Genomic DNA, 12,371 nt, shown 5'->3' with positions numbered 1-12,371 from the left:
TTTATACGAAGCAGCCTATATCTGTTTTCAATTGCATTCTTCCACCACCCCCACAGGAACATCACGTGTTTACCCTCCGCAAACATTATTTCGACGGCATCGACCAACATGGCAATGCCGTGATTGCGTATGCTGCGGAACTATCGTTTCTGGGCCTCCGCCTACCATATTCCTCAGTGATGTTTCACAATTCGGATAATGCATTGCATGAAGATGCCTGTCTGAAAGCTGCAAAGCTTGGTGAAAATCACCGTGTTTTCCAGCAGCCAAACTTATCCGTATCGGCGCAATGGCAAGCTCTGGATGCACCTCTTAACGATATAGATTTACTCAACGCCGCCGCTTTCACTGATACAGATAAATATGTCCGCTGGCATTGCCACACACCTAAGGCCCAGTTTTCCTGTTCGTTAAATGGGCAATATTTTCAAGGTCTTGGCTACGCAGAAACACTAACGCTAACTTTAGAGCCGTGGCGGCTGCCTTTAAACGAACTGTATTGGGGGCGTTTCCTTTCTCCTTCTCATACACTGGTATGGCTGGAATGGCGCGGCGCAAATCCTTTGAAATTGCTTTATCTGGATGGCAGGTGCTATCAAAATTTTATCTTGCATCAATGCCGCCTGTTACTGCCTGAATGTGGTTTGCATTTGAACTTTCGCGAACCTGCTGTGATCAAAGACGAACCTTTACTGACACTGGCCCGGCGTTTTCCGGTACTCAACCGCGTGTTCGGTAAAGATTTCTTGAAAACGCGTGAAACCAAGTGGAAAAGCCGCGCCGAACTTGCTATACCCGGTGCACCGGCTGAAGCAGGTTGGGCGCTTTATGAAAAAGTATTGTGGCGTGCTTAATTATCTTTTAATAAATAGAGAAAACCAACGAAATAACGGTTTTATTGAAGAAAATATATGCCTTTAATTTTGCAAAAAATACTCTACGCTGCCGTGTTTTGCCTGCTTCTGCCCGTATTACTGTGGCAATGGGCCGTACACGCCGATAACGCGGTTACACTACCTTTGCCCGGCGCACAATGGCCGGGCGGATTTATCGCTGCGGGGGGAATAGCTTTGATGCTATGGGCGATGATTGGTTTATGGCGCACGGGCAAAGGTTTGCCGATGAATGCGTTTCCTCCTGAAGAATATGTATTTTCTGGTGCTTACCGCGTTTGCCGGCATCCAATTTACACAGGCGCGGTCTTGCTGTGTTTGGGTTTGTCATGGCTGAACGGTTCGTCTGCCGGCGTGTGGCTGGTTACACCACTGTTTGCACTGATGATTGTGGCTTACATATACGGCTTTGAGCGTAAAATTATCGAACGGCAATTTGGTGCTAAGCCTTTGTTACACAAAACATGGCTGGATCTTCCTCCGCCCAATGGGCGCAAACCGGGCCTGTCTGAAAAATCACGGGCCGCCTTGCTGGTGTTTGTGCCATGGCTGCTGGGCTACGAAATATTTGTTTGGCTAGGTTTACCTTCAGATATGTTTTACAGCAACACCGCTGCAGATGCTTATGTGCCGATTTTGCCGTTTACCGTATTGTTTTATCTGTTGGCTTACCCGCTCACAATAGCCGTTCCGTTTATTATCGACAGCAACCAACGTTTGCGGGCATGGATGAGTGATGCTTTTTGGGGAATGTTGCTGATTTTTTATGGCTATCTGGTTGTTCCGGCAGCAATAAATTACCAAACGCTGCCTGATTCGCTTTTCAGCAATATGATTGAATGGGGGCGTCAATACGATTCGCCCATGGCTTCGTTTCCATCTTTTCATATATTTTGGGCACTCATTGCCGCGTATTACTTTGCCGGCACACCTATGCCATACCGCCGCTACCTTGTAGCAGCATCATGGCTGGTTATCTTAAGCTGCCTGACCACCCATAATCACACCCTTGCAGATGCCGCTGCTGCTGTTTCAGTGTACTGCTTGGTCAGATATAGGAAGTCGGTTTATATGGGCTTATTGCATTTCTGTGAACGGATTGCAAATTCCTGGCGTGAATGGCAATTCGGCAAAGTGCGCCTGATTAATCACGGATTTTATGCGGCTTTAGGCGGCTTTTTCGGTTTTTTAATCATGGCTTATCTATTGCCCGGCAACTTGTGGGCCGTTTACCTGATGGGGCTTTCCGGCTTTATCGGTGCCGGATTGTGGGCGCAATGGGTAGAAGGCTCCGCCGCCTTATTGCGCCCGTTTGGTTACTACGGTAGCGTTATCGGCATTTTAACCGCAGTATTTACGGCAGGGCTGTTCGGAACAGATATCTGGTCGCTATTGGCGGCGGCAGCTCTAGCTGCATGCCCCATCCAGTTTTTCGGCAGATGCCGCTGCTTGGTTCAAGGCTGCTGCCACGGCAAACCCACCGACACGGTACAGGGTTTACGGTTCACACACCCCAAATCCCGAGTCAACAAACTGGCCGGTTTATGCGGACAAAATCTTTACCCCACACAGTTTTATTCAATGGCGGCAAACTTTCTCAGTTTCTTTCTTTTGTGGCGGCTGTATACGCTGGAAATGCCCGCATCATTCGTAACAGGCATATATTTCATTCTCAGCGGCATTTTCCGGTTTGTAGAAGAATCGCTTCGCGGCGAACCTCAAACCCCTTATTTTATGGGTATGCGCGTTTACCAATGGCTGGCAATTGCTTCAATTCTGCTTGGAATAGTGATGACTTATATCCCTTCTATTCCTTTGAAGGCAGGAAATTTAAATACAAGCTTATGGATTCAGGCTTTTTTATATGCCTTATTGATTTGGTTTGTGTATGGTGTGGATTTTCCTTATAGCAATCGTAGGTTTTCAAGATTAACGTAGGAATATATATCGCAAATAAACTTTATTTCTGCTACGGCGTTGCTGCTCCTCACTGTACTATCTGCACTGTCTGCGGCTTGCCACTTGTGATCAAAAAATGTGTTGATTGACTATAAACGGTTATGATAAGAATGCCTGTCTGAAAAGCAACTTTCAGACAGGCATTACGTTTCCAAACCTATGCGGCTTCTTGCTCCTTGTCGGTAGGGTGCATCATCAGCTCTTTTTCCTCCCTCAGAATATCCAAAAATCCCAAGCCAATGCGCTTGGCGTAATTGATGTCATTCATTAAAGAGGTCGTCTGCCAACTGTCAATTTTTCCCGCGCGCAATTTTTCCAATATTCCGGTTCGGAAAACAGTATCCAGCATTTCGACATGCTGCGCTAATATTGCAATATTATCGGTACGCTCCGGCGAATCGGCTTCCGATAAAGATGTTCGGTAAAAATATTTCAGCGTGTCAAATAAATGGGCGCGTAAATCCAAATATTCCTTGTACACAGGAGATTGTGGCTGTTGCAAATAATGCTGCATATTTTTTTGAAGGTGTTTGCAACCTTTGACGATCTCCACCATTTGCATCGCCGCCATATGCGCATTCATCAACAATTTCTGTTTATCATCACGCTCATCAATATCGGTTTTACTGGTAAATTCCACCAACTCCCCATACAGCGGCTTGATGCGGTCTTGATAGAGCGTTTGAACATCAACTTTCTGCACTTTTTCAGGCAGGATTAGTTCCGACGATAACACATCCTCATAAAGCGCTTGTTCAGGAATAAACAATGCCTGACAAATCACTTCCAAACTCAACGTATTTAAATGTTCGATTTCTTTACATACGGCGCGCAAAGCGGTATCACACGAACGCAGCATATTTTCATTCAGATATAAGGCATGGCGTTTTTTTTCTTTTTTCGGCTCCTGTAGCCCCGCTTGCGCGGTTTCCGGCAAACGAAGCAATAATTCTTCAGCCAATCTATTTTGGAATTTCCAGAATACCGTTAAGCCCAATACATTAAATATAGTATGAAAAAAAGCCAACTGAAGTAAATCGCTCATACCCAGCCAGTTACCAACCGCATTCACAGCAGATGTTAACGGAAGCCATAACAATAAAGATAAGCAAGCGGTTACAACGTTAAACAACAAATGCGCCATAGCCAACCTCTGCCCGCCTCTATCGCTTCCGAGCATGCCTACAAACGCTGTTGAAGCACTGCTGCCCACATTAGAACCGATAGCAATCGCAAAAGCTTGTGCCAGACTAATTTGCCCTCCGGCCAAAGCTGCCAATGTCAAAATCAAGGTGGCGTGCGTGGACTGCAATATTATGGTAAGCAACAAGCCAATTAGTACAAAAATCGCTACTTCAGCCACACCTTGAACTTGAATCGAAGCAAAATCAACAGTATGGCCTACGCTTTGGAAACCTTCTTTAATAGCATCAATACCTAGAAAAATCAGAGAGATACCTACAAGCACTCTTCCCAGACCTTTCATTTTGCCTTTAAAAAAACCTGCCAAAATACCAAACACCAACATCGGCACCGCCGCCGGACTCAAACTGATACTCTGCCCAGCCAAAGCCAGCAACCAAATACCACTTGTCGCCCCTAAATTCGTGCCTAAAATAACCGCAATCCCGCCGGCTAATGTGATCAAACCGGCGCTAAGGAAAGCCATGGTCAGCAAAGAAACCAAGGTGCTCGATTGCAGAACAAAGGTAGCGCTCATACCAAACAACATACCTTTCAATGGCGTGGCCGTACTTTTGGCCATTAACCGTTCCAACATCCCCCCGGCTGCATTGTGCAAGCCCTCTTCAATACTCTGCATACCAAATAAAAATAGGGCTAACCCATAACAGAGCTGCAACCATGCAGAGCTATACCAGAAACTAATAGCGAGAGCCACGGCTACCGCTATAATCGTTATTGTTTTTAAAGGATTCTTTTCCAAAACTGTTTCTTTCGCTTTTACTTAACACCGGAATCGGCATTACATTCCACAATTAATCTACATTTGTTCATTGCAATCAATAAAAGCATTGGAATTTTTACTCAGCCGGTCATAACCGTAATATTGCTAATGTTTGACTTAAATATTTATTTTTCAGATGAGTATAAATAAAAGGAAGCAAACTACTTATAGGCCTTTTAAACTTAAACCGCAGCAACTTCTAACAAATCTCAACTCATTGAATTAATTGAATAATACCCAATAATGCCTGTCTGAAAGATAAAACGTCCCACGTATCATAAGATCTCTATTTTTTCGAAGAATTATAAAACAAAACGACCTGAAACGATAAACGTTCAGGCCGCTGTCAAATCAAAATTATGCGTCTTTATGCTCGGTTGCCTTCTGGCGCAAACGCAGGTTTAATTCGCGCAGCTGTTTCTCATCAACCGCATTCGGCGCATTGGTCAACAAACATTGCGCGCGCTGGGTTTTCGGGAAAGCAATCACGTCGCGGATGGATTCGGCACCGGTCATCAAAGTGACCAAACGGTCCAAACCGAAAGCCAAACCGCCGTGCGGAGGTGCACCGAATTTCAGGTTGTCCAGCAGGAAGCCGAATTTGTTTTGCTGCTCTTCAGGAGTGATTTTCAGGGCGGCAAACACTTTTTCCTGAATGTCGGCACGGTGGATACGGATAGAACCTCCACCGATTTCCCAACCGTTCAGCACCATATCATAGGCACGCGCCAAGCAGTTTTCGGGATCGCTTTCCATCAAATCTTCATGGCCTTGTTTCGGAGAAGTAAACGGATGGTGCATGGCGGCATAGCGGTCGTTTTCTTCGTCGTATTCGAACATCGGGAAATCAACCACCCACAACGGTTTCCACTCGTCCACAAAGTAGCCGTTTTCCGCACCGTGTTCGTGGCCGACTTTGATACGCAATGCGCCGATGGCTTCGTTCACGATCTTGGCTTTGTCGGCACCAAAGAAAATGATGTCGCCGTTTTGCGCTTCGGTTTTGGCGATGATTTCTTTCAGGCAGTTTTCAGACAGGAATTTCACAATCGGAGATTGCAGGCCGCTGTCTTCGCCGTTGGTGATGTTGCTCACATCGTTGACTTTGATGTAAGCCAAACCTTTCGCACCGTAGATGCCGACAAATTTGGTGTATTCGTCGATGTCTTTGCGGCTTAATTTCGCACCGTTCGGCACGCGCAAAGCCACCACACGGCCGCCTTTCATGTCGGCTGCGGCGCGGAATACTTTGAATTCTTCGGTTTTCATCAAGTCGGTCAGCTCGGTAAACTTGAGCGACACACGCATATCGGGTTTGTCGGAACCGTAGTAGAACATGGCTTCGGAGAACGGCATGCGCGGGAAATCGCCCAATTCCACGCCCAATGCGTCTTTAAACACCTGTTTGGCCATGCCTTCGGTGATGTCCATGATGTCGTTCTCGCTTAAGAACGAGGTTTCAATATCGATTTGGGTAAATTCGGGCTGACGGTCGGCACGCAAGTCTTCATCTCGGAAGCATTTGGTGATTTGGTAATAACGGTCGAAACCGGCCACCATCAGCAGTTGTTTGAACAATTGCGGAGATTGCGGCAAAGCAAAAAACTCACCCGGATGCACGCGGCTGGGCACAAGGTAGTCACGTGCGCCTTCGGGAGTGGAACGGGTCAACATCGGCGTTTCGATGTCGATAAAGCCTTGTGCATCCAAATAACGGCGCACGCCCATGGCTACTTGGTAGCGCAGGCGCAGGTTGCGCTGCATTTGCGGGCGGCGCAGGTCGATAACGCGGTTGGTCAGGCGTACGTTTTCACTGATGTTTTCATCGTCGATTTGGAACGGAGGTGTAGCGGCGGTGTTTAAAATCTCGATTTCTTTCGCCAAAATTTCAATCTTGCCGGAAATCATTTTATCGTTGGCCGTGCCTTCGGGGCGGTTGCGTACTTTACCGGTAATGCTTAACACATATTCGTTACGGGCTGAATCGGCGGTTTTAAACGCTTCAGGGGTATCAGGGTCGATAACCACTTGCACAATACCTTCACGGTCGCGCAAGTCGATAAAAATCACACCGCCGTGGTCGCGGCGGCGATGCACCCAACCCTTCACGGTAACGGTTTGGTCTAAATATTGTTCGCTGATTAAGCCACAATAATTGGTACGCATAAATTCACCTTAGTTGATTTGTTTTGATTTAATTAATGATTCAAGCCGTCTGAATGGTTTTCAGACAGGCATAAATTACTTGAATCCTGTTTTCAAATATTGCCGTTGCTCTGCATTTAGTCTGCCGTAGATATATGCTTGGATATATTCTTCTTCAGGATTTCGAGATTCACGGTAAATCACATGACAAGCAAATATTTTTTCTTTATGAGGCTGGCACATCCAAGTTTGGTAATACTGCTTACCGCCCATCTCAGCGGTCTGTAAAGGCGGCATTGGCCCACTCATATTTTTAATCCAATGGTTTATCGGATTTTTTGGTGTACCGCGCCACACCTGCTTCTGCCATAATTATTTAAATGCCGATTGTTTCACCCAATCAAAAAATAAACTGGCTCACCTTTTTCATTTACCACATCATGTTCAGATGCCGGATAAGCGTGTTTAGTGATGCCCAACAAAACAAAAACTAACAATAAAACTTGTTTCATCAAATATCAATTTATTTATCTGATTGTTTTTCTGTCTGCTTCACTTCAGGTAAAATTTTTACCGACAATTCATCAGGCATTACCATCCCTAGAGATATCACATATTTCAGCGCTTCATCTACACTCATGTTCAACTCGCGCACATCGCTTTTTCTAACCATGATGTAATAGCCGCCCGTAGGGTTAGGTGTGGTAGGCACATATACAGAAATATATTCCTCCCCGTTTTCAGACAGGCCTCTTTCAACTGAAGGAGGGATACTTCCAGATACGAAAGCAATTGTCCAAATATCCGGCTGTGGAAACGGCACTAATACTGGCGTTTTAAAAGAGCGTCCATTGTCTGAAAATAATGATTCAGACACTTTTTTCACACTGGAATAAATGGACTTCACAACCGGAATACGCCCCAAAAGGCTATCCCATGCTTCTAGAATTTTTCTGCCTAATACGTTAGCGCCAAACACCCCGGTTATAAAAAGCACCACAATGGCAACGATGACACCTAACCCGGGAATTTTAAAACCGATATACTGTTCCGGACGCCAATATGAAGGTAAAAGATTAAGCAAACGATCAGAAGCGCCGACAATATAAGTGATTACCCAAACGGTAACCACTATCGGCAGCCACACCAAAATACCGGTAATCAGATATTTTTTCAGCGCCTTGCCAATGCCCCCGCCTTCCGGTTTTTTCTCTGCCATTACTTGATTTTTCCATGAATAGAACGGCCCAAACGCTTATTATACGCATCCGGGCTCAAAGAAACGAGTGGATTCAACAATCAAAAACCATCCCAGTCATTAAACATCACGCCAATACCGATACCGCTTTGTTTATGATTGTAATCAATCAAACTTTCACCATAGCCGTGGAAACTCCGCACGTAAGCTTTCAATTTACCTTTTACCGGAAACGCATAGCCTGTTTCTATCGCTCCTTTACCGGTTTTCGGGTTATATCGCAGCGTAGTTCCCAGAGTTTGCTGGTCGTTAAAGCGGTATTGTAACTTCAGATCACCATAACCCATGTAATCCATAATATCCGGATTATCATCCTTTTCGCCGCTCATATCGAAAGCACGCATCCATACACGCGGAACGACGGTAAGTTTACCCCACTCCATTCCGGCCATACCATAAACACGGTTCCACGAACGTGATTCAGGCCGGCTTTGGCCGTTTGATTGATGCACAATACCGGCTCCCAATACACGCAATTTTCCGCCAAATGGCAAATCGGCTTTAACAGGCTGGGTAACCAGCAATTCAGGCATGTAATCGCTGTTGCGGAAAGGTGTGGATTTCCGCCCTTGATTCCAAACCTGCCAATCTGATTTCTGAGTATAACCAAACCAAATATCTGCGCGCGTTCTAAACAAATCTTCCATAATTTTGGTTTTGAAAGAAATTTGCAGTTTAGTCTCTATGCGCTTTTGGTCGGAAAATTTTTCCGCATCCGTCTCGCCCCTCGTGGAACTGTATGGTTTAACGTTTGGCGCGCTGTTATACCAGACAGGCAGGATGTACATAGGATTATGTTCCCGCAGCGACAAAATACCGTTTTGGTTATTTTCATCCAGGTCATATAGTTGGCTGAGCGGGGTGTAGGCATCTGCTGATTCAATCAGGTCTGATAAAGGTTCTCCGGCTTTCCTTGCGCCATCGAATACCACAACCGTTTCTTTATTATCAATACTGCTTTCAATTGACTTAACCAAATCTACTGATTTGGGCTGCGGTTTAGGCGTTTGCGGTAAACTTTGAGGCGGAAATTGTGCAGCATACACTTTATCGAAACAAGCCAAACGCAAAGCATTGTCTTTTAAAAGCGTACATTGCAACGCGGGATCCGAAGCTTGCACCGACAATGGCAACATACCGATACAAATCAGCATGCTATATTTCAACCGATTCATAATACAATCTTCAATATATTAGCCTACCCGTTTTATGCTCAGCAGATACAACCCAGCTAAGAATAACAATGCCCCCAAATATAAACCGACGGGCTATCTGGGGGCATGCTTAATGCATCGAACCAGCTGAAGGTCTACTGAAATTAAGCCATTGCTTTAATTTTGGCAGACAAGCGGCTTTTGTGACGGGCAGCTTTGTTTTTGTGGAACACGCCCTTATCGGCGATGCGGTCAAGAATTTTAACGCTTTCTTGGTAAACTGCTTGGGCAGCAGCTTTGTCACCTGCTTCAACCGCCTTCAATACTTTTTTAACCGCTGTGCGGAAAGCAGTACGCAGGCTGGCATTATGTGCACGGTTTTTAACAGCTTGGCGAGCACGTTTGCGGGCTTGTGCGCTATTTGCCATATTTGATGTCTCCTGAAATAAATCTGAATTTTCGTAAACACGTAATTTTAATTACTTAACTTGGCAAAAGCAAGTTTTTTCATAATAAATCTGTAAAGGGTCTTTCATGGCGGTATTGGCGCAACGCAACAGATTATTTCCATGCCTGTCTGAAAAAATCTTTATGGCGTAAAATTTCGCCACTCTTCAAGTTAATGGCTTTTGAGAATGACGATTTCACTTTGTCCTTGCCAATCAGGTTTGCCTTACGCTGACTGCTGCGCCCCTCTGCATCAAGGTAAACATTCTGCAATTGATGCCGAAACGCTGATGCGTTCGCGTTATGCAGCCTATGTTTTGCAGCAAATCGATTATATCGTATCGACCACGGTACCTGAGCAACAAGCGTTATTGAACCGTACGGCCATTGATACGTGGAGCAGGAACGCCGAATGGCTGGGATTAACTGTTTTACAACACCGTCCTAAAGTAGGAAAACACCATGCTCAAGTAGAATTTGAAGCACGCTTCAGCGAGCAAGGCGAAACCCATATTCATCGTGAGTTATCAGCTTTTGTGAACATTAATGGAACTTGGTATTTTATCGATCCCACCGTGCCGCTCCCAAGCATGAAAACACCCTGTTTCTGCGGGTCGGGAAAAAAATTCAAGCAATGTTGCGGGCCGTTTTTACGCGGATAGACAATGCCTGTCTGAAAACGCTTTACTTTCACTCAAACCCCGCTTTCAGACAGGCATTAAAAAACCTCCGCTAACTAAAGCAGAGGTTTGCTTTGTATCAATATACTAAATAACTTACTTCACACGCATATCGCCTGTTTCAACAAAACGTTGGTGCCATGACAAGGCTTCGCTCAACAAGTGGGGCGTGTGCAGGCCGCCTGCTTTTTCTGCGCGATCGAAATAATCGCGAAGCATATCGCGGTAATCGGGGTGCGCACAATTCTCAATAATCAGTTTAGCACGTTGGCGCGGTGATTTGCCGCGCAAATCGGCCATACCTTGCTCGGTAACGATAAACATCACGTCGTGTTCGGTATGGTCGTGGTGTGAAACCATCGGCACGATGCAGGAAATTGCGCCGTCTTTAGCCACTGAAGGGCTTACAAAGAACGAATAAAATGCGTTACGGGTAAAGTCGCCTGAGCCGCCGATACCATTCATCATTCTGGTGCCCATAACGTGAGTCGAGTTTACATTACCGTAAATATCTGCCTCAATCATGGCGTTCATGCCGATTACACCCAAGCGACGGATAAGCTCGGGATTGTTTGTGATTTCCATCGGACGCAAAACGATTTTGTCGCGCAAAAATTCGATATTGTCATTGAAACGTTGCAAAGCATCCGGACTGAATGACAAAGCAGTTGCTGACGCGGATTTCATTTTGCCGGCGATAATCAAATCAAGCATGCCGTCTTGCAATACTTCGGTAAAGCCGGTCAAATCGTTAAACGGCGCATCTAACAAGCCTGCCAACACGGCATTAGCCACATTGCCCACGCCTGATTGCAGCGGTAATAGGTTTTTCGGCAAACGGCCCGCTTTCACTTCGTGAGAGAAGAAGTCAATGATTTGGGCAGCAATGCGTTTTGAATTTTCATCGGGATCGGCAAATTTGCTGTTGCGGTCGAAAGCGTCGGTTAATACGATAGCCACCACTTTATTCAAATCGCATTCAAGATAATGCGTGCCGATGCGGTCATCAGGTTTTACCAAAGGAATCGGCTGGCGGTTCGGTGGTGTGCCGATATCGAAATATACGTCGTGCATGGTTTCCAGCAGTGGGTTTTGCTTGGCGTTCACTTCGATGATAACGTGTTTGGCTGCTTTCAACACTTCATTACAGTGGCCGATACCCATTGCCGGAATGATTTTGCCGTCTGCGGTAATACCGGTTGCTTCGATAATGGCAACCTGCATTTCTCCATAAAAACCGTTGCGGATTTGTTGCTCAACGTGCGACAAGTGCATGTCTTGATAAGCGGTATTGCCGGCGTTGATGCTTTTGCGCAAAGCAGGGTCTGATTGGAAAGGGTTGCGGAAGCTGATGCAGTTGGCTTCTGCCAATACGCCGTCACATTCCGGGGCAGTAGAAGCGCCTGTAATCATGCCGAATGCAAACTCTTCGCCGCGCGCGTGTGCGGCTTTTGCGCGCTCCGCAATCGCGGTAGGTACGGCTTTCGGATAACCTGCGCCGGTAAAGCCACTGATGCCGACCGTCATACCGTTTTTGATAAACTCGGCCGCCTGTTCGGCCGACATGATTTTGCTGCGCAGGCCTTCGTGTTGTATGCGTTCCGCTGCCTGGTTTGTCATAAATATTCTCCTAATTTTGGCAAAGGCGTTTTACCTTTTTGGATTTCAAAAAAGCCCGGAATGAAGTGTGAGTGTTATCCAAGCGATAATGTTTGTAGTCAGCCGTAGCCGATTTTTTGAAATATATAATAAACGCAGCAGAATGGAAACTGCTTTTATGTATTTTATTTGGGTTTTCAGACAGGCATTGCTGATATTTACCCTTTATTTAAAAGTAGCATAAGGCTAATATGCCTTTTTATCATGCCT

General features: G+C 45.7%; 10 protein-coding genes. 3 read left to right on the top strand and 7 right to left on the bottom strand.

Going from position 1 to position 12,371, the window contains the following annotated elements:
• Nucleotides 1–65: 65 nt before the first annotated feature.
• Complete coding sequence (locus HMPREF9370_RS06410) at nucleotides 66–854, top strand: hypothetical protein (protein ID WP_040666988.1); 789 nt, start codon at nucleotides 66–68, stop codon at nucleotides 852–854.
• A gap of 57 nt (nucleotides 855–911) precedes the next feature.
• Entirely contained in the window at nucleotides 912–2,831 is a 1,920-nt protein-coding gene (locus tag HMPREF9370_RS06405; RefSeq protein ID WP_009116582.1) for a prolipoprotein diacylglyceryl transferase family protein, read from the top strand.
• 178 nt (nucleotides 2,832–3,009) lie between these two features.
• Here HMPREF9370_RS06405 and HMPREF9370_RS06400 read toward each other — a convergent pair whose 3' ends face one another.
• The 6 genes from HMPREF9370_RS06400 to rpsT form a co-directional block, all read right to left on the bottom strand.
• On the bottom strand, nucleotides 3,010–4,797 hold the full coding sequence (locus tag HMPREF9370_RS06400) for a Na/Pi cotransporter family protein (RefSeq protein ID WP_009116581.1): 1,788 nt from the start codon (nucleotides 4,795–4,797) through the stop codon (nucleotides 3,010–3,012).
• Between the two features lie 378 nt (nucleotides 4,798–5,175).
• Nucleotides 5,176–6,984 carry an aspartate--tRNA ligase gene (gene aspS, locus HMPREF9370_RS06395; protein WP_009116580.1) on the bottom strand — a complete coding sequence of 603 codons (1,809 nt, stop codon included), beginning with the start codon at nucleotides 6,982–6,984 and terminating at the stop codon, nucleotides 5,176–5,178.
• A gap of 75 nt (nucleotides 6,985–7,059) precedes the next feature.
• Entirely contained in the window at nucleotides 7,060–7,320 is a 261-nt protein-coding gene (locus tag HMPREF9370_RS11630) for an Ivy family c-type lysozyme inhibitor (protein WP_156792980.1), read from the bottom strand.
• Between the two features lie 166 nt (nucleotides 7,321–7,486).
• Nucleotides 7,487–8,182 (bottom strand): DUF502 domain-containing protein, encoded by a 696-nt coding sequence (locus tag HMPREF9370_RS06385; RefSeq protein ID WP_009116577.1) that lies wholly within the window; start codon nucleotides 8,180–8,182, stop codon nucleotides 7,487–7,489.
• Nucleotides 8,183–8,262: 80 nt separating this feature from the next.
• On the bottom strand, nucleotides 8,263–9,396 hold the full coding sequence (locus tag HMPREF9370_RS06380) for a phospholipase A (protein WP_009116576.1): 1,134 nt from the start codon (nucleotides 9,394–9,396) through the stop codon (nucleotides 8,263–8,265).
• A gap of 143 nt (nucleotides 9,397–9,539) precedes the next feature.
• On the bottom strand, nucleotides 9,540–9,803 hold the full coding sequence (gene rpsT / locus HMPREF9370_RS06375) for a 30S ribosomal protein S20 (RefSeq protein WP_009116575.1): 264 nt from the start codon (nucleotides 9,801–9,803) through the stop codon (nucleotides 9,540–9,542).
• Nucleotides 9,804–10,010: 207 nt separating this feature from the next.
• Between rpsT and HMPREF9370_RS06370 the strand changes: the two genes are divergently transcribed.
• A complete protein-coding gene (locus tag HMPREF9370_RS06370; protein ID WP_009116573.1) occupies nucleotides 10,011–10,484 on the top strand; it encodes a YchJ family protein in 474 nt (157 codons plus the stop codon).
• Between the two features lie 114 nt (nucleotides 10,485–10,598).
• On the opposite strand, the gene scpC is transcribed toward HMPREF9370_RS06370, so the two are convergent.
• Nucleotides 10,599–12,122: a succinyl-CoA:acetate CoA-transferase ScpC gene (scpC, locus tag HMPREF9370_RS06365; protein WP_009116572.1), complete on the bottom strand. Its 1,524-nt coding sequence runs from the start codon at nucleotides 12,120–12,122 to the stop codon at nucleotides 10,599–10,601.
• Nucleotides 12,123–12,371: the final 249 nt, after the last annotated feature.

The sequence above is a fragment of the Neisseria wadsworthii 9715 genome (genome assembly GCF_000227765.1).
GTDB lineage: Bacteria > Pseudomonadota > Gammaproteobacteria > Burkholderiales > Neisseriaceae > Neisseria > Neisseria wadsworthii.
This window is presented reverse-complemented; position numbering and strand designations above follow the sequence as displayed.